This window comes from Pantoea eucrina (assembly GCF_020079945.1).
Taxonomy (GTDB): domain Bacteria; phylum Pseudomonadota; class Gammaproteobacteria; order Enterobacterales; family Enterobacteriaceae; genus Pantoea; species Pantoea eucrina.
The window spans coordinates 1,222,398-1,238,760 of the sequence record NZ_CP083448.1; the positions used below are offsets into that span (position 1 = coordinate 1,222,398).

Sequence of the window (16,363 nt, forward strand, 5' to 3'; positions counted from 1 at the left end):
CGATGAAATACCAGCAGCTTGAAAATCTGGAAAGTGGATGGAAATGGAAATACCTGGTGAAAAAACATCGGGAGGGGGAGCTAATCACCCGCTATCTGGAGCTCAGCGCGGCACAGGCTGCGGTTGACGCGCTGCTTGCGCTGGAAAATACGCCGGTTGAGGTGAACCAGTGGATTGCGCAGCATATTCATCCGGGTCTGGAAAATCGCCTGAAGCAAACCATACGTGCCCGCCGCAAGCGTCACTTCAATGCTGAACACCAGCATACGCGTAAAAAATCTATCGATTTAGAATATCTTGTGTGGCAACGGCTGGCGGGCCTGGCGCAGCGTCGCCACTGCACGCTCTCTGAGACAATTGTACAGCTGATTGAAGATGCCGAACGGAAAGAGAAATATGCCAGTCAGATGTCTACGTTAAAGCAGGATCTGCAGGCCATCTTAGGCAGCGAAGAGAACAAAAAGTAAGCATATAGCAGAAACAAAAAACCCCGCCGGAGCGGGGTTTTTTTTACGCGATAACTTAAGCCTGTGGCTGAGTTACAACGTCTTTGATGCCTTTCACGTCGATCTCAACGCGACGGTCTGGACCCAGGCAGTCGATCAGGGCATTACGGCCTTTCACGCTGTCACAGGTGTTGCCAGTAACCGGGTTGGATTCGCCCATGCCACGTGCAGAGATTTTGTTAGCCGGGATACCTTTAGATACCAGGTAGTCGACAACAGACTGAGCACGTTTCTCAGACAGTTTCTGGTTGTACTGGTCTGAACCGATGCGATCGGTAAAGCCCAGAACTACAACGGAACCATCTTTAGGATCCATTGAGCTCAGCTGGCTGTACAGCTGATCCAGAGCCTGCTGACCTTCTGGCTTCAGGGTAGATTTGTTGAAGGTGAACAGCACGTCAGATTTCAGAGTGAAACGCTTGGTTTCAACAACCGGAGCTGGTGCCGGAGCTGGTGCAGCGATTGGTGCAGCAGCTTCATCCTGACCGAAGCGGTATGCAACGCCTACGCTCAGCATGCCGTTGTCTGGACGCGCGCCAACGGTACCTGCATCACCAATGTTGTTAACCCACTGGTAATCCAGACGGGTTGCCCAGTTCTTGGTCACTGCGTATTCAACACCCACTGCAGCCAGCGGAGAAACGCCGGTGTCGTGGTCGCTGCGGCGTTCGCCGGTCAGAGTGTTGTTCTGGGTAGAATCTGCACGCCATACCATGCCACCCAGACGGGTGTACACGTCAAGGTCATCAGCAATCGGGTAGCTCAGTTTAGCTGCCAGCTGAACGCCCTGCGCTTTGAATGCGCCGTTGATGTTGTCGCCTTTGTTAGGCATGCGGCCCAGCCAGTCATAGCCCAGCTCGAAGCCCAGGTATGGGTTCGCCTGATAGCCCAGGAAAGCACCTGCGCCCAGCTGAGATTCGTGAGTTGGACCGTCGTTGTTCGCGTAACCGTTACCGTAGTAACCAGTATCGTGATACTGAGACCAGCCCAGTTTAGCACCGGTGTACCAGGTGTCATCTTTAGGAGCGGCCTGCGCTACGGTAGCGAAGCCAGCCAGTGCCACTGCAATTGCGATAGCTGTCTTTTTCATTTTGCGCCTCGTTATCATCCAAATAGGCAATGAGCAAAAAGGTTGCTCTTGGTTGTAATCCTTCGCCGGGTCTGAACGCTCGCTTATGACTCTACCGAAAAAACGGAGGTTATTGAGCACCCTGGCGAGCTAAAGTCTACAACGAGATTGAAAACTTACAAGTATGATGTGAGGTGAGCAGGTAAAAAAACAGGTGTAAATACACACATTTTAACAATTGACGGGGCAAAATTTTCGGTCTGTAAATAGAGAATTGCAGCTAAGCCCTTGTCCTGACTGGCGGGAACATTATCAGTAGCTTAGCGGCAACAGGCCGGAAAAAAAAGCTGAGATAAACCTCACTTTTTACTTAATGAAACAAATCCGAGGGAATTTTTGTGCTTCCGGGTTGTCTGGCAGAAATGATATCAGCTTCTTCCGGGCGCATAATCAGACCCAAAGCTTCGCCTTCTTCTGCTGCCTGCTGCAGCATCTGACGCTCATTCTCTTGCAGTTCACAGGGTATCCAGGCCAGCACTACGCTGTAATTTCCGGTACGCAGCGCTTTCACCATATTCTCAACCGTACTGAGCCGATCTGATTCAGTAATATGCATACTCTTCTCAAGCGGCAGACCAGACTGCTGGATCCAGCGGCGGCTGACTTTATGCGCTGGCGTCAGCCAGAGCTGCCAGCGTGACTGTTCGCTCAGCTGTTTGAGCACCGGAAGCAGAAGCAATTGCATCATGCCAGGATGCTCACTGTAGCGTAATTCCGTTATACCGCCCATTGACGGCTGAACTGCAGTGGAAGGCGCTAACCAGGAGGAACGATCAACAGGGCCAGAGAAATGCGTGCGCATAATATACTCGCTCAGTAGTGAACTGGATGAATGTACAGTACTGTTTAAATTAACAGAGATCAACTTCATTTTCTGAAAATGTCTCTCAAAACTGGCAGAAGATGGCATTAAAAGCGTTTTATTCATTGAATCAGTAAATCGTTTTTTTTATCTTCTAACTAAATGAATAGTCGATGTTTTATAGGAAATACCCTGCACAAGGAATGAGGAAAAGGGACATGATGAAGCGAAAAAATGAGGTAGTAGAGCAATCGATCGACGCCCTGTCGGTTCTGGGAGATATAGAGTCGCGTACGCAGTTTGGCGGCTACGCACTGGCTATTGAGCGCGTGGTGTTCGCCTATATTGATAATGACACGCTCTACCTGCGCGCCAGTGAGGCGCTGCGGCTTTATGCCGTTCAGCGGCCGCTGGAGCCGCTGGTTTATCGCAAGCGCGGCATCCCTGTCACCCTGAGCTACTTCAAAGTTGATCAGCAGCTATGGCAGGACAGGAGGCAGCTGATCCGTTTGTCAGCCAGCTCCCTGCAGGCGGCACAGGCTGATGCCGCAGTAAAAAATATTTCGCTGCGGCTCAAGGATCTTCCTAATCTCAGTTTGCGTATGGAGCTGATGCTGCATAAAGCGGGGATCAGCTCGGTGGAATCGCTGCAGGAGATGGGGTCACGACAGAGCTGGCTTAAGCTGCGCAGCGTCAACAAGCATGTCGGGTTGAAAACGCTGCTGGCACTTGAAGGGGCGATCTCTGGCCATCATCAGGCGGCGCTTCCGGCTGACGTAAAAGAGGCGCTGAGCAGCTGGTACCAGGAGCGGCTACGCCGGTAAACCCGGGAGCCGCTGTTACTGTTTCAGGCCTGCGCCAGGGCGCGGCGCAGGCGGGCGATCTCAGGCAGCAGTGTGATTAGTAAATCGAGCTGCTGCAAAATCAAAGGTGCCTGGGCTTCAGTACTGGTTTTCAATTCGCCAATGCGCTGCTGAAGCGTATGTTGCATCGCGGCTACCCGATCGTTCGTCACGCACTCAATCTGTAAAACATCCTCAACAAAACAGACGGCGTCATCAAGCAGCGTGAGCAGTTTCCCCGGTGTTAAGCGGGTGCGATGTGCGCCCAGCGCTGAGATATAGCTCAGAAACGAGTGATTAAGGCAGAGCAGTCTGAAGGCGTGCTCCCGCAGCGTCTGCTCTGCCCGGCGTTCACTGTTTATATTCGATACCACAGAGGCGAGTTCGGCGTCAGCGTTGTGCGCATCCCGGCGTACAACCCGGTAAGCCAGCCGGTTATCTTTGCCCTGATGATACTGTTCCATGATGGCATCCAGATAGCGGCAGTTAGCATTCAGCGCGCGATCGGCTATTGTGGTGAGTTTGCGAAAACGCCAGTCAGGCCAGACAAACGCCACCGCCAGCCAGGCGAGTCCGCATCCCAGAAGCGTATCAACAATACGCGGCAGGGCCACGTCAAAGCCTTCACCCAGTAAATTGAAGCAGAGCAGTACCAGCAGGGTAATAAACAGCGTGGCCTGCGCATACTGAATCTGACGGAAAGCAAAAAACAGCACGCCGCTGAGGACGATCAGCAGCAGCTGCCCCTCCACCGAGGGCACCAGCCACAGCACCGGCAGCCCGATTGCCACACCTGCCAGCGTCCCTCCGATACGCAGCGCCAGCCGGCGACGCGTGGCGTTATAGTTGGGCTGACAGACAAACAGGCTGGTAAGCAGTATCCAGTAACCGCGCTGCAGCCCGGTAATCTGAATAAAGGCATAACCTATACAGAGCACCAGCGACATTCGGATGGCGTGGCGAAACAGCGGAGAGGCGGGCGTAAGGTGACGGCTCAGACGCAGACGTATATCGGACCAGCCACGCAGCGTGTCACGCGAAAGATGGTGCTCACTCTGCAGCGGCGTCTCAAACAGCTGCTGTTCTGAAGCAAGTGAAGCAAGTTGCGCATCAATGGCACGCAAATTACGCAGTAACCAGGAGAGCGGGGCGGCATGTCCGGCATCCGGGTCGCTTTGCTGCAGGCGCTCAAGGGCCGTCTCAAGGCGCGCAAAAGCACGCTCGAAATGGCTGCTGTGATGCCAGCGCTGGCGCAGTACGATCGTTTCAGTCAGCTGGCGACACGCCTGCGCCTGCATATTCAGCAGACGCTGAAAACGGAACAGGATTTCGTTGTAACGCCAGTTATTTCGCAGCTGATGATACTGTATGTGCGAAGAGCTGGCGCGCTCATGAATATCCTGCGCCACAAAATAGTAATGCAGGCTGCGGCGGGTACTGCGTGAACCCCGATCGCCGCGCAGCCGGCTCTGAATGGTATTTTTAGTCTGATTCAGCTGCGCGACTAACTGGCTGTTAGCCATTGCGGTGGCAATCAGAGCGGCATCATCCTGCTCACCGCCGTCCGGATCAAACAGGTTTGCTTTCGCCTCAAGATAACGCGCCAGCTGGGAAAAGCTGGCCGCCAGCTGCTCCTGAACGGGTCGCACCGGAAACATCAGGTGGCCAATAAAGGTCAGCAGGTTGTACCAGAGTGCTCCCGTCAGCAGCAGCGCGGGCTGCATCCACCACTGTGGAAAGAGCCCGATACCCAGCATGGTATATACCGCAATCAGCAGGGCACCAAACGCGATGGTCGCGTAACGCTGGCCAAGCGCGCCCAGCAGGATAAATCCCCAGCTTGAGAGCGCCAGGCCGGCAGTGAACGCCCAGGGTCTGGGGAAAAGCAGCTCAACGGAGACCGACGCGATACAGAAGCAGCACAGGGTGATGATCAGATTGCGCAGACGGCCTGTCCAGCGGTCGTCAAGATCGGCCAGCGCGGCAGCGACCACCCCCAGCGTAAGCGGAATGGTCCACTCTACCTGCTGCAGCCACCAGGGAAACGCAGCGCAGCCCGACAGCGCCAGAAAAATACGCAGCAGATAGCGCAGGCTGCTGTTAAACAGATAGCGGCGCCAGGCGGGCATAGCGTCGGACATAAACCGGATCCTCAGTAGCGGCGGCGCGCGTTAGCTTCACGCGCTGCCTGAGCCTCTTCCACGCTGACCACCCGGCGGCCAACCGGCCAGAGTGAAATCGCAGCCAGCTTAAAGTGCGCCAGTCCGGTGGGAATACCGATAATGCTCAGGCACTGCACAATTCCGGTTGAGATATGCATTACGCAGAGCCACCAGCCAAAGAAAATAAGCCAGAAGATGTTCAGAAATGTACCGCCAGCGTTAAGAAACGCACTTTTGCTGTCAGGACGCAGTACATCAACGTGAACCGCTTCATTGCCGAACGGGACCAGCGAAAGTTTTGTGATTTCCCAGCAGGAGCGCGTCAGCGGCAGCGTAAAAATCAGCACAATGCTGACCAGCGTGGCAAAGAGCCAGCCAAACGTAGTGAGAAAGCCGCCAAGGATAAAATTCAGAATATTAAGAACGGTGCGCATAACGCGTTTTTCCTTTTGCAATCCGCAATATGTGCCGCCAAGTTTAGCCTGTTTTAAGGCTGGAGCGCCAAGTGTCTGACAGGTAAACTGCGCAATAACTGAATTTCACCTGATGATGCGGACATGGAACTGAAAGCAACAGCAATGGGTAAACGTCTGGCGCAGCATCCTTACAACCGGGTGCGTTTGCTGACCGCCGGTGTTGAAGTCAGCGGCGATCGTCATGAATACCTTATTCCGTTTAATCAGCTGCTGGATATCAGCTGCAAACGCGGTCTGGTATGGGGCGAGCTGGAGTTTTTGCTGGCGGAGAATCAGGTGGTGCGGCTGCATGGTACCGAGTGGCAGGAGACGCAGCGTTTTTATCACTATCTGCAGCACGCCTGGCAGCAGTGGAGCGCTGAAATGAGCCATATCAGTACGGGCGTGCTGGATGAGCTGCTGCAGCATATTTCGCAACTGACCGCAGAGGATCGCTGGCTGAAGCGAAGTGAGCTGGCTGCTATCCTGGCCCGGGTTAACGAGACGATTGCGGCACTGCCGCTGCCGCTGGCGCGCCTGGAGGCGCTGGATAACTGTCGTGAACGCTGGCATCGCTGCCGGCAGTGGCTGGAGCAGGGCGAAGCCACAATTCGCCAGCGTAACCGTCGCTGGAGCGAGCAGGTGATTCAGGCAAATCCGGATTTTTTCGCCACGGTTGAGCGCTCACCGCTTAATCGTGCGCAGGCAGAAGCGGTGGTTAATGGTGAAGAGACGTTGCTGGTCCTGGCGGGTGCAGGCAGCGGTAAAACCGCCGTGCTGGTGGCACGTGCTGGCTGGCTGCTGCAGCGGCGACTGGCTCATCCTGACCAGATACTGCTGCTGGCATTTGGCCGGGAGGCTGCAGAAGAGATAAATCAACGCCTGGACACGCAACTTAACGTAAAGGCGTTGCAGGCGCGTACCTTTCATGCGCTGGCGCTGCATATTATTCGCGAGAGTGGCCGCAAGCCGCCGGTTATCAGCCAGCTGGAGAGTGACAGCGCTGCCCGTCGCCAGCTGCTGCTGGAGAGCTGGCGCGAGCAGTGCGCGGCTAAAAAGGCGCAGGCCAGCGGCTGGCGTCAGTGGCTGGAGGAGGATCTGGCGTGGACGTTGCCGGACGGCGCATTCTGGCAGGATAGCGCTATCGCGCAGCGGCTGGCGCCGCGTCTTGAGCAGTGGCTGGGCCTGCTGCGGATGCAGAGCGGTAATCAGGCGGAAACAATCGCGGCCGTTCCGGAAGCGTGGCGCGATAGCTTCAGTAAGCGGATAAAACTGATGGCTCCGCTGCTGAAAGCCTGGAAAAGTGCGCTTAAAGCGGAGGGCGCCGTTGATTTTGCCGGCCTGATCCAGCAGGCGACAGAGGTGCTGGAAAAAAGACGTTTTATCAGCCCCTGGAAGCATATTCTGGTCGATGAGTTTCAGGATATCTCGCCGCAGCGTGCCGCACTTTTAAAGGCGTTGCGCGCGCAGAATGCTCATACCAGCCTGTTTGCTGCAGGCGATGACTGGCAGGCAATCTACCGTTTTAGCGGCGCTAAGCTCAATCTGACCACCGCTTTTCACCACTATTTTGGCGACGGCGACAGCTGCGTGCTGGATACCACCTATCGCTTCAATAGCCGCATTGCTGACATTGCCAATGGTTTTATCCAGCAAAATCCGCACCAGCTGAAAAAAATGCTCACCAGTCTGAGCAAAGGAAGTAAAAAGGCGGTAACGCTGCTGCCGGACGATCAGCTGGAGGGGCTGCTGGACAAACTCAGCGGATTTGCGAAACCGGAAGAGAGGATTTTGCTGCTGGCGCGCTACCATCATCTGCGTCCGGCGCTGCTGGACCGGGCAAAAACGCGCTGGCCCGGATTACAGCTGGAGTTTATGACAATCCATGCCAGTAAAGGTCAGCAGGCGGAGTACGTCATCCTGACCGGCCTCCATCAGGGAGCCGATGGCTTTCCGGCTCCGGCGCGTGAGTCGGTGCTGGAGGAGGGGCTGCTGCCACCCGTGGAAGATTTTCCCGATGCGGAAGAGCGGCGCCTCGCTTATGTGGCTATGACGCGGGCACGTGAACAGGTGTGGCTGCTGTTTAATAAAGCCTGTCCGTCGCGCTTTGTTGAACAGCTGCGTGAGCTGGGTGTACCGGTAGCGCGTAAAGCCTGAGCCAGGCAGCGCCAGGAAAAGTGAGGCGCTAGCTGGTGCGTAACGTTTTCATCCAGCTCAGTAACTTTTGCCGGGTTGCTGCATCAAAGCGTTTAAACCAGCGCTGTATTGAGGGCAAATCGCTGGCATCCTGCCAGGCAAAATCGGGGTTTTCGCTTACTGCTGTCGCCGAAGGAGCAGCAAAGCGCAGTACGGATGCCGTCTGTGCTGCGCGGTTATAAGCCATCATCGCCTGCATCATGTCACCGCTGCTGCTCTGCGGCAGACGATCGCGCAGGCTGGCAATTTCTGTGCCCCGCTCATCAATCAGCCTGAAGTTCAGGAGCTTATTAAACGTGCTGCGTTCACGCCGGCTGTTCAGCGAGGGCAGGTGGATCGCCACAGAGTGTGCTTCCGCGGTAAATGTGACAATCATCGGCACTGACTGGAAATGGGTTGCGTCGGGACAGGGTTTCTCAACGCGAAACAGAAACTGATGCTGCCCCTGTTCCAGCTCAAGGCTGTCTGCGCCTTTTAATAGTGAGCCGGCAATTTTCCGCCCGTCCAGCACCAGCAAATCAATCTGCGGATCGAGTTTAAGCGTAATGGCGGGGCAGGATGCTGTGACAAGCAGCGCAATAATGCCTGTGACAGCCGGTGACAGCTTCATTTCTACTCCCGAAATATGGCGGGTAATCAGTGATGTGTAGCAAAGTATTTCATTATGGCACTAAATTTACATTTAAACATATTTATTCGTGCCCTGGCGCAAACATTTCATCTTTGCGGCTTGCGCCGCGAGCGGAAAGGGCAGCTACACTCTGGCAATAAAGAGAAGGGGAAATGAATGAACGATCAAACAATTCGTGATGTGCTGATGAATACCCGTCGTATCGCACTGGTGGGGGCCAGCGACAAACCGGCTCGTCCCAGCTATGGCGTGATGCGTTACTTACTGGATCAGGGATATGAGGTGATTCCGGTGAGCCCTAAACTGGCCGGGCAGCAGCTGATGGGGCAGACCGCCTACGCTTCACTGGCAGAAATCCCCGGTAAAGTCGATATGGTAGATGTATTCCGTAATGCTGAGGCGGCATGGGAGGTGGCACAGGACGCTATTGCGATTGGCGCGAAAACGCTGTGGCTGCAGCTCGGCGTTATCAATGAGCAGGCGGCCGTGCTGGCAAGTGATGCTGGCCTGACGGTGATTATGGACCGCTGTCCGAAGATTGAAATCCCGCGTCTGAATATTACGCCAGCCTGAATCAGACAATAAAACGGCGACCTGCGTCGCCGATATAATTAATGTCGCAGGCTGGGTGCCTGCAGCTGCTGCCGGATAGAGGCGGCCAGCTCATCCATAGAGGGCTGCTCTGGGTGCTCGAACAGCGTTTCACCCGCCAGCTGCACTTCTGCAACGTAGGTGTGCACCTGTTCACCCTCTTCATCTTCCATCACCACATGATACCAGGGGGCGGCACGCAGTGTTTCCGTTGCACCAACTTCATCCAGTTCCGGCTCATCCAGCGAATACTCAGGGTCAACATCGACGATGACACCCAGCACGCCAGAAAGACGATGCCGGACCTGCTGTCCAATTCCAAATTTACTGGCAATCATTGCGACCTCCCAAAACTTTACCTGCCACTAAATATGGGGGCAGGGATCAGGTTTTCAAGTCACAGTACGCGGCAGGCAAAACCTTTCAGATAGAGACCTTCCGGATAGCTGGCTATTACCGGGTGATCGGCCGCCTGACGGAACTGCTCTATAAATTGTACATCACGTCCGGCATCCAGCGCCGCATCGGCCACAATCTTCTGAAATAAATCCGTAGCCATCAGGCCAGAGCAGGAGAACGTCAGCAGAATACCGCCTGGGTTAAGCAGCTGCATCGCCAGCATATTGATATCTTTATAGCCACGGCAGGCGCCCATCAGCTGGTTTTTGTTCTCAACGAATTTAGGCGGATCCATAATAATCAGATCAAACTTTTCGCCTGCATCACGATAGCGGCGCAGCAGTTTAAAAACGTCATCCCGCAGGAACTGTGCCCGCGACACGTCGAGCCCGTTCAGCTCAACGTTCTGTTTTGCTACGTCCAGCGCATCCTGTGAGGTATCCACGCTCAGCACTTCGCGACAGCCACCGAGCAGCGCCGAAATGGCAAATCCGCCGGTATAAGAGAAGCAGTTAAGCACGCGCGCGTCCTGCGCATAGCGACGGGTGGCATAACGGCTGTCGCGCTGATCAAGATAGTAGCCGGTCTTGTGGCCGCCCTGAATATCGACCAGCAGTTTCATACCGTGCTCGGTAATAGGCAGCAGGGCAGGCGGCAGTTCGCCGCTCACCGGGCCCTGTGCCAGCGGCAGCCCCTCTTTCTTACGCACGGCGACGTCGGAACGATCGTAGATAGCGCACTCCGGATAGCACTGCTGCAGCGCAGAGACAATGGCAGGCCGCTGATACTCTGCCCCTGCGGACAGAAGCTGCAATACCAGAAAATGACCAAAGCGATCGATGGTTACGCCGGGCATACCATCTGATTCGCCGGCGATCAGGCGATAGCTGTCGAGTCCGTCGCGGGTCGCCAGCCAGTCACGCCACTGTTGCGCCTGCTCTAAACGGCGAACAAAGAAGGCGATATCGATTGATTCATCCTGTTGCCAGCTCCAGACGCGTGCGCGAATTTGCGACTCTGGTGAATAAGCGGCACGTGCCAGCCATTTGCCAGAGCTGTCGCAGATATCAATAGTTTCGCCAGACTGCGCTTTTCCTTCCATGCGCGCAACGGCGCCGGAAAAGACCCAGGGATGACGGCGGAGCAGGGATTTTTCACGTCCCTTGGTGAGAATCAATCGAACGGTCATAGTTTGCTATGCTTACCTGAAAAAATGAGGCGCTATTTTCCGGCGGATGGCGCCAAATTGCAACGCGGAATAGGGGAAAGGCACTATGGCTGAACGCAGCTGCACAATCCGGGTATATGGCATGGTACAGGGCGTGGGCTTTCGTTATCACACCCAGCAACAGGCGAAAGCGCTGGGCCTGACCGGTTACGCCCGTAATCAGTCCGATGGCAGCGTCGAAGTGCTGGCCTGCGGTCCGGAACAGCAGGTCGAAACGCTAATCAGCTGGCTTCAGGCAGGAGGGCCGCGCAGTGCGCGGGTGGACAACCTCGTGACTGAGCCCTGTGAGCCGACAGAACGTCCGGCCAGCTTTACCACTGGCTGATCAGAGACACTTCGCGGGTTTAGGCAGGCCGGCGATTTTTGTCGCCTGCTTTGCCGGGCCGTCCGGAAAGAGGCGAAACAGATAGCGGCTGTTGCCTTTTTCCTCGCCATACTTTTTCGCCATCGCCTTTACCAGCATGCGCACTGCCGGCGAGGTGTTAAATTCCCGGTAGAAGTCGCGTACAAAGTGGACGACCTCCCAGTGAGCCTCGCTCATCTCAATGTTTTCCTGCCGGGCGATCGCCAGCGCTACCTCTTCACACCAGTCTGCGTGGTTAGTCAGATAGCCTTCTGCATCCGTTACAATCTCACTGCCGTTAACAATCACGCGTTTTCCTCATCTGTAATCTGCGCTTATTGTAAATTCCCGCCGCCTGAAAAAGCAAAAACCCCGCCAGAGCGGGGTTTGCTTTTTGTGCGCTGCAGCGTTAGTCGCGGTTAGCGAAACCCAGCAGGCTCAGCAGGCTGACAAAGATGTTATAGAGAGAGACATAGAGTCCAACGGTCGCACGGATATAGTTGGTCTCGCCACCATGAATAATGTTACTGGTCTCCCACAGAATGGCCCCTGCAGAGAAGAGAATGAAAAGCGCACTGATAGCCAGATGCAGGGCCGGCAGCTGCAGGAACAGGTTTGCTACGACCGCAACCAGCAGAACAACAAAGCCTGCCATCATCATACCGCCCAGGAATGACATGTCGCGCCGGGTAGTCAGTACATAGGCTGAACAGCAGAAGAAGACCAGTGCCGTGCCGCCCAGTGCCATGGCGATAACATCGCCCATGCCTGCACTCAGAAACGAACTGAGGATAGGCCCCAGGCAGTAGCCGAGGAAGCCGGTGAAGGCGAACGCTGCTGCTATTCCGGCCGGACTATTTGCCAGACGGTAAGTCAGAAACATCAAACCATAAAAACCTACCAGCATCAGGATCAGGCCGGGTGAGGGGAGTGCATAGACCGTGCTCAGCGTGGCGGTCACTGCAGAAAACGCCAGTGTCAGGCCGAGCAGAAAATAGGTATTACGCAGGACTTTATGAGTGCCGATCAGAGATTGTTGCTGTGATGAGCTGATAATTTTGTCCATCATTTACTCCTTAAAGAGAGAGGACACCTTACATGCGCTGAGAATACGCAGCGGGGTCAGAACAGCAAAGGCGTTTTACCCATCTTTACGCGATAAATTGCTGTTTCAGTAAGCAGAATGCTGTTTTTGACGGCGAAAAAAACAAATTTGGCTGTTTTTCAGGCGAACGATTCATTCATCGCTTTACATCATCCTGGGGGATGTTTATAGTGCGCCTCATTGCGGAGGGGTGGCCGAGTGGCTTAAGGCAGCGGTCTTGAAAACCGCCGATGGGAAACCATCCGAGAGTTCGAATCTCTCCTCCTCCGCCACTTTATCTCTGCAGATAAAGTACAATCTGTATCCGGAGGGATGGCCGAGTGGCTTAAGGCAGCGGTCTTGAAAACCGCCGATGGGAAACCATCCGAGAGTTCGAATCTCTCTTCCTCCGCCAAATTTAAAGAAGCCCGCAGCGATGCGGGCTTTTTGCTTTTCCCGCCCCGACCCTTCCTGCTGCTCTAACCCTGACGTTTGCTGCTATAGTCCATTCACAGTTTTTATAAACAGCGGGCGATTTTCGTCAGCAAGCTGAGTTACACTGTGCGGTAATTCGCTCTTTGGCGGGCTAATCGTTTGAATGCCAGAGTGTTTCACTGATGAATTATGGAATGGGCACAATGATCAAAAAACTGAGTCTTTGCGCGTTGTCAGTTGTTGCGGCGCTTCCGGTAAGCCTGTCAGCGACCGCAGCAGAAGGGGATATGCAGCTGCAGCAGGTGCTGATGCTGAGCCGTCACAATCTGCGTGCGCCGCTGGCGACAAACGGCAGCGCACTGGAGCAATCCACTAAAAAGAGCTGGCCGCAATGGGATGTGCCGGGCGGTGAACTCACCACCAAAGGTGGCGTGCTGGAAGTCTATATGGGTAAATATACCCGTCAGTGGCTGACGCAGCAGGGGCTGCTGGCTGGCGGCAATTGCCCGGATACCAGCGATGTTTTCATTTATGCAAATAGCCTTCAGCGCACCGTTGCGACCGCACAGTTTTTTGCTGCGGGTGCCTTTCCTGGCTGTGACGTTGCGGTAACGCATCAGGATGCCATGGGAACGATGGATCCCATCTTTAATCCGGTGATTACCGATGACAGCGAAGCGTTTAACAAAAAAGCGCTGGCGGCGATGACGGCAGAGAATGAGAAGCTGGCACTGAAGCCTGCGCTGCAGCGTCTGGAAAAGATTGTTGATTATAAATCGTCGCCTGCCTGCAATGGTAAAAAGCAGTGCACGCTGGACAGCGGTGATAACACTTTCAGCGCAGATAATGGCAAAGAGCCAGGCGTCAGCGGTCCGCTGAAAATCGGTAATTCCCTTGTTGATGCGTTCACGCTGCAATATTACGAAGGTTTCCCGGCAGAGCAGGTTGCCTGGGGGCAGATTAAAACGCCTGAGCAGTGGAAAGAGCTGGCGTCAGTCAAAAACGGTTATCAGGATGCGCTCTTCAGCTCGCCAGAGGTTGCGCGTGAAGTTGCTGCACCGCTGGTGGATTACATCCGCAGCCAGCTGGTTGATGAAGATAAGGCCAGCGCACCTAAAGTAACGCTGATGGTAGGGCATGATTCAAATATCGCCTCGCTGCTCAGCGCGCTGCAGGTGAAGCCTTACACTCTGCCGGGCAACGATGAGAAAACCCCTATCGGCGGACAGGTTGTATTTGAACGCTGGCACGATGGCAAAAATAACAAAGATCTGCTGAAAATAGAGTATGTCTATCAGACCGCCGATCAGCTGCGTAACGCAGATGTGCTGAGCCTCAAAAACCCGCCAAAACGTGTCACGCTGCAGCTTGCCGGCTGTGATACTGATGCCAATGGCTATTGCAGCTGGGAGCAGTTCTCTGCGGCACTGAACAGCGCACTGCAGGGGACGCCTATGCAGCCTGCGGCCGTGCAGGAAGCGAAGCCGCAGCAGGCTGCAGATAGTGCGCCGGACGCGAAAGCTGCCGCAGAGAAACCGGCTGACGATAACGCTAAAGCTAAAGATAAAGCTGAACAGGCGGCTGCTGATAAAGCGAAAGCAGACGCCGCCGCAGATAAGGCGAAAGCAGACGCTGCCGCAGAGAAAACCGCTGCTGATAAGGCGAAAGCGGACAAAGCAGCCGCTGATAAAGCGGCGGCTGATAAAGCGAAAGCGGACAAAGCAGCAGAAGATAAAGCGAAAGCTGATGCTGCTGCAGCGCAAAACGCGCAGCCGGAGGCGGCATCCGGTAAACCCGCCGCTGAGGCAAAGCCAGCTCAGCAACCTGCTACCGCAGGTTAACCGGCAGCAGGCTATAAAAAACCCCGCTCTGGCGGGGTTTTTTTGGTCGTCAGCCGGCAATAACCACCAGCTTCTGATTGGCAAACTCTTTCAGACCGAGATCGGAAAGTTCACGCCCGTAACCGGAGCGTTTTATCCCGCCAAAGGGGAGCTCAGCTGCGGTGTCACTCTGTGAATTGATAAACACCATGCCGGTCTCAATCTGTGACGCCAGCCGGCGCGCGCGCGCAATATCCCGCGTCCAGATAGATCCGCCAAGGCCATAGTGCGAATCGTTCGCCAGCGCCACGGCAGCCTCATCACTCTCTGCAATATAGAGCTGCGCAACCGGGCCAAAAAACTCCTGATAATAAGCGGGATTATCGGGCGTCAGCCCGGTCAGCAGAGTGGGCTGATAGTAGCATCCGACGCCTTCAATAATGCGCCCGCCAAAGCGCAGCTCTGCGCCATGCTCTACCGCCTCTTCAACCTGTCGCGCCAGCCGGTCACGCGCATCAAGGGAAGAGAGCGGTCCGAGCGGGTTTTTTCATCCAGCGGATCGCCCGGCACAGCGGACTGCAGCGCGGCGCTGAATTTGCTCATGAACGCCTCGGCGATCTGCGCATGCACAATAAACCGTTTAGCAGCGGTGCAGACCTGTCCGCAGTTGCTCAGACGTGCCTGCACGCCCTGGCGTACCGCTTCATCCAGGTCAGCATCGTCCAGAACAATAAAGACGTCATTGCCACCCAGTTCAAGGGTGGATTTTTTCAGGTGTTTGCCCGCCTGCTGTGCAACCGCACTGCCGGCGCGTTCGGAGCCGGTCAGCGCCACGCCCTGAACGCGATCGTCAGCGATAAGATCCGCCACCTGCTCATTGGAGATAAACAGGTTACTCCAGGCACCTTCTGGTGCACCCGCTTCACGTACCAGTTGCTCAAAGATATCCGCGCAGTGCGGCACAATATTGGCATGTTTTGCCAGCACCGGATTACCCAGCGCCAGATTAGGTGCCAGAACACGCATCAGCTGATAATAAGGGAAGTTCCATGGTTCAACCGCAACGATAACGCCAATCGGATGATATTCCACCCAGGCTTCCCCGATTTCGCTGGCGTAGGGCTGAGGCTGCAGAAAAGCAGCGGCATGCTCAGCGTAATATCGCGCAATGCTGATGCAGATGCTGACTTCACCACGGCTCTGACCAATCAGCTTGCCCATTTCGCGACTCGCTATGGTGGCCAGCTCCTCTTTGCGCTGCTCCATCAGATCGGCCAGGCGGCTCAGCACCTGGAGGCGTGGCTGGATATCACCTTTGCTCCAGGCTGAGTGGTAGAGCGCATCTGCGGTTTCGAGCGCCTGGTACACGCGGGCGTCATCATGTGTCTCCCAGTTTTTCAGCAGCTGATTATTTGCCGGATTGATGCTCTGGTAAGCCGTCATCGCGTCCCCCTGTTGGTGTTGCCATAAAAAAGGCGGGCCATGCCCGCCGGTTCTCACACGTTTTTGCGCTCGACAGGGACGTTGTCCCATGTCAGAACATCCTGATCGGTTTTATCAAACGCTCGCATCAGCACATCATCATTGCCCTGCTGCTCCCAGATCTGCTCTGCCAGTTTTTCATCGTAATTGGCAACTTCAAAGATCGCTTCGGCAATTTCCGGGGACGTCTGACGAATTTTCGCCCATTCGCCGACGCGATGTGCTCTGGACTGGTCTGTAGACATAATGATCTCCTGT

General features: G+C 55.1%; 16 protein-coding genes, 2 tRNA genes and 1 pseudogene. 8 read left to right on the top strand and 11 right to left on the bottom strand.

Translation table 11 applies throughout. The features are described 5' to 3' along the window. The first annotated feature begins 2 nt into the window (after positions 1-2). Entirely contained in the window at positions 3-467 is a 465-nt protein-coding gene (gene matP, locus LAC65_RS05660) for a macrodomain Ter protein MatP (RefSeq protein ID WP_139074201.1), read from the top strand. Positions 468-522: 55 nt separating this feature from the next. Here matP and ompA read toward each other — a convergent pair whose 3' ends face one another. Both ompA and sulA read right to left on the bottom strand, forming a co-directional pair. Next, a complete protein-coding gene (gene ompA / locus LAC65_RS05665) occupies positions 523-1,596 on the bottom strand; it encodes a porin OmpA (protein WP_039383647.1) in 1,074 nt (357 codons plus the stop codon). A gap of 349 nt (positions 1,597-1,945) precedes the next feature. Continuing rightward, on the bottom strand, positions 1,946-2,437 hold the full coding sequence (gene sulA, locus LAC65_RS05670) for an SOS-induced cell division inhibitor SulA (RefSeq protein ID WP_039383649.1): 492 nt from the start codon (positions 2,435-2,437) through the stop codon (positions 1,946-1,948). A gap of 221 nt (positions 2,438-2,658) precedes the next feature. Between sulA and LAC65_RS05675 the strand changes: the two genes are divergently transcribed. Beyond that, positions 2,659-3,261, top strand: coding sequence for a TfoX/Sxy family DNA transformation protein (locus LAC65_RS05675; protein WP_039385776.1), 603 nt, complete (start codon positions 2,659-2,661; stop codon positions 3,259-3,261). Positions 3,262-3,284: 23 nt separating this feature from the next. Here the strand turns inward: LAC65_RS05675 and yccS are convergent, their stop codons facing one another. Together yccS and LAC65_RS05685 are read right to left on the bottom strand one after the other, a co-directional pair. Beyond that, on the bottom strand, positions 3,285-5,420 hold the full coding sequence (yccS, locus tag LAC65_RS05680) for a YccS family putative transporter (protein WP_039383651.1): 2,136 nt from the start codon (positions 5,418-5,420) through the stop codon (positions 3,285-3,287). A gap of 11 nt (positions 5,421-5,431) precedes the next feature. Next, complete coding sequence (locus tag LAC65_RS05685; protein WP_039383653.1) at positions 5,432-5,875, bottom strand: YccF domain-containing protein; 444 nt, start codon at positions 5,873-5,875, stop codon at positions 5,432-5,434. 123 nt (positions 5,876-5,998) lie between these two features. Here LAC65_RS05685 and helD point away from each other — a divergent pair, with 123 nt between their 5' ends. Next, on the top strand, positions 5,999-8,053 hold the full coding sequence (gene helD / locus LAC65_RS05690; protein ID WP_039383656.1) for a DNA helicase IV: 2,055 nt from the start codon (positions 5,999-6,001) through the stop codon (positions 8,051-8,053). Positions 8,054-8,081: 28 nt separating this feature from the next. Here the strand turns inward: helD and LAC65_RS05695 are convergent, their stop codons facing one another. Continuing rightward, positions 8,082-8,702, bottom strand: coding sequence for a YccT family protein (locus tag LAC65_RS05695; protein WP_039383659.1), 621 nt, complete (start codon positions 8,700-8,702; stop codon positions 8,082-8,084). Positions 8,703-8,879: 177 nt separating this feature from the next. Here LAC65_RS05695 and LAC65_RS05700 point away from each other — a divergent pair, with 177 nt between their 5' ends. Beyond that, positions 8,880-9,296 (top strand): CoA-binding protein, encoded by a 417-nt coding sequence (locus LAC65_RS05700; RefSeq protein ID WP_039383662.1) that lies wholly within the window; start codon positions 8,880-8,882, stop codon positions 9,294-9,296. A gap of 38 nt (positions 9,297-9,334) precedes the next feature. Here the strand turns inward: LAC65_RS05700 and hspQ are convergent, their stop codons facing one another. Both hspQ and rlmI read right to left on the bottom strand, forming a co-directional pair. Then, positions 9,335-9,652, bottom strand: coding sequence for a heat shock protein HspQ (hspQ, locus tag LAC65_RS05705; RefSeq protein WP_039383664.1), 318 nt, complete (start codon positions 9,650-9,652; stop codon positions 9,335-9,337). A gap of 59 nt (positions 9,653-9,711) precedes the next feature. Beyond that, the gene (gene rlmI, locus LAC65_RS05710; RefSeq protein WP_039383665.1) at positions 9,712-10,902 is read right to left on the bottom strand and encodes a 23S rRNA (cytosine(1962)-C(5))-methyltransferase RlmI; all 1,191 of its coding nucleotides are present in this window, start codon (positions 10,900-10,902) and stop codon (positions 9,712-9,714) included. Positions 10,903-10,987: 85 nt separating this feature from the next. On the opposite strand from rlmI, the gene yccX reads away from it, so the two are divergent. Next, positions 10,988-11,266, top strand: coding sequence for an acylphosphatase (yccX, locus tag LAC65_RS05715; RefSeq protein ID WP_039383666.1), 279 nt, complete (start codon positions 10,988-10,990; stop codon positions 11,264-11,266). On the opposite strand, the gene LAC65_RS05720 is transcribed toward yccX, so the two are convergent. Both LAC65_RS05720 and yccA read right to left on the bottom strand, forming a co-directional pair. Beyond that, a complete protein-coding gene (locus LAC65_RS05720; RefSeq protein WP_039383668.1) occupies positions 11,267-11,593 on the bottom strand; it encodes a TusE/DsrC/DsvC family sulfur relay protein in 327 nt (108 codons plus the stop codon). 100 nt (positions 11,594-11,693) lie between these two features. After that, positions 11,694-12,350 (bottom strand): FtsH protease modulator YccA, encoded by a 657-nt coding sequence (gene yccA / locus LAC65_RS05725; protein WP_039383670.1) that lies wholly within the window; start codon positions 12,348-12,350, stop codon positions 11,694-11,696. Between the two features lie 223 nt (positions 12,351-12,573). Between yccA and LAC65_RS05730 the strand changes: the two genes are divergently transcribed. The 3 genes from LAC65_RS05730 (at position 12,574) to agp (ending at position 14,644) form a co-directional block, all read left to right on the top strand. After that, positions 12,574-12,661, top strand: a tRNA-Ser gene (locus LAC65_RS05730). Between the two features lie 34 nt (positions 12,662-12,695). Continuing rightward, a tRNA-Ser gene (locus tag LAC65_RS05735) sits at positions 12,696-12,783 on the top strand. A gap of 223 nt (positions 12,784-13,006) precedes the next feature. Next, positions 13,007-14,644, top strand: coding sequence for a bifunctional glucose-1-phosphatase/inositol phosphatase (gene agp, locus LAC65_RS05740; protein ID WP_082032653.1), 1,638 nt, complete (start codon positions 13,007-13,009; stop codon positions 14,642-14,644). A 49-nt stretch (positions 14,645-14,693) separates the two neighbouring features. Here agp and LAC65_RS05745 read toward each other — a convergent pair. Continuing rightward, positions 14,694-16,066: pseudogene (locus tag LAC65_RS05745) on the bottom strand (NAD-dependent succinate-semialdehyde dehydrogenase). 53 nt (positions 16,067-16,119) lie between these two features. Then, on the bottom strand, positions 16,120-16,350 hold the full coding sequence (locus LAC65_RS05750; protein WP_039383674.1) for a YccJ family protein: 231 nt from the start codon (positions 16,348-16,350) through the stop codon (positions 16,120-16,122). Between the last annotated feature and the right edge of the window lie 13 nt (positions 16,351-16,363).

What these genes read in the sequence shown, in the direction of transcription:
- yccS (WP_039383651.1), bottom strand. Translation starts at nt 5,420, where the DNA reads ATGTCCGACGCTATGCCCGCCTGGCGCCGCTATCTGTTTAACAGCAGC.
- yccX (WP_039383666.1), top strand. Translation starts at nt 10,988, where the DNA reads ATGGCTGAACGCAGCTGCACAATCCGGGTATATGGCATGGTACAGGGC.
- LAC65_RS05675 (WP_039385776.1), top strand. Translation starts at nt 2,659, where the DNA reads ATGAAGCGAAAAAATGAGGTAGTAGAGCAATCGATCGACGCCCTGTCG.
- hspQ (WP_039383664.1), bottom strand. Translation starts at nt 9,652, where the DNA reads ATGATTGCCAGTAAATTTGGAATTGGACAGCAGGTCCGGCATCGTCTT.
- yccA (WP_039383670.1), bottom strand. Translation starts at nt 12,350, where the DNA reads ATGGACAAAATTATCAGCTCATCACAGCAACAATCTCTGATCGGCACT.
- LAC65_RS05695 (WP_039383659.1), bottom strand. Translation starts at nt 8,702, where the DNA reads ATGAAGCTGTCACCGGCTGTCACAGGCATTATTGCGCTGCTTGTCACA.
- matP (WP_139074201.1), top strand. Translation starts at nt 3, where the DNA reads ATGAAATACCAGCAGCTTGAAAATCTGGAAAGTGGATGGAAATGGAAA.
- sulA (WP_039383649.1), bottom strand. Translation starts at nt 2,437, where the DNA reads ATGCGCACGCATTTCTCTGGCCCTGTTGATCGTTCCTCCTGGTTAGCG.
- LAC65_RS05750 (WP_039383674.1), bottom strand. Translation starts at nt 16,350, where the DNA reads ATGTCTACAGACCAGTCCAGAGCACATCGCGTCGGCGAATGGGCGAAA.
- helD (WP_039383656.1), top strand. Translation starts at nt 5,999, where the DNA reads ATGGAACTGAAAGCAACAGCAATGGGTAAACGTCTGGCGCAGCATCCT.
- LAC65_RS05700 (WP_039383662.1), top strand. Translation starts at nt 8,880, where the DNA reads ATGAACGATCAAACAATTCGTGATGTGCTGATGAATACCCGTCGTATC.
- ompA (WP_039383647.1), bottom strand. Translation starts at nt 1,596, where the DNA reads ATGAAAAAGACAGCTATCGCAATTGCAGTGGCACTGGCTGGCTTCGCT.
- rlmI (WP_039383665.1), bottom strand. Translation starts at nt 10,902, where the DNA reads ATGACCGTTCGATTGATTCTCACCAAGGGACGTGAAAAATCCCTGCTC.
- LAC65_RS05685 (WP_039383653.1), bottom strand. Translation starts at nt 5,875, where the DNA reads ATGCGCACCGTTCTTAATATTCTGAATTTTATCCTTGGCGGCTTTCTC.
- agp (WP_082032653.1), top strand. Translation starts at nt 13,007, where the DNA reads ATGATCAAAAAACTGAGTCTTTGCGCGTTGTCAGTTGTTGCGGCGCTT.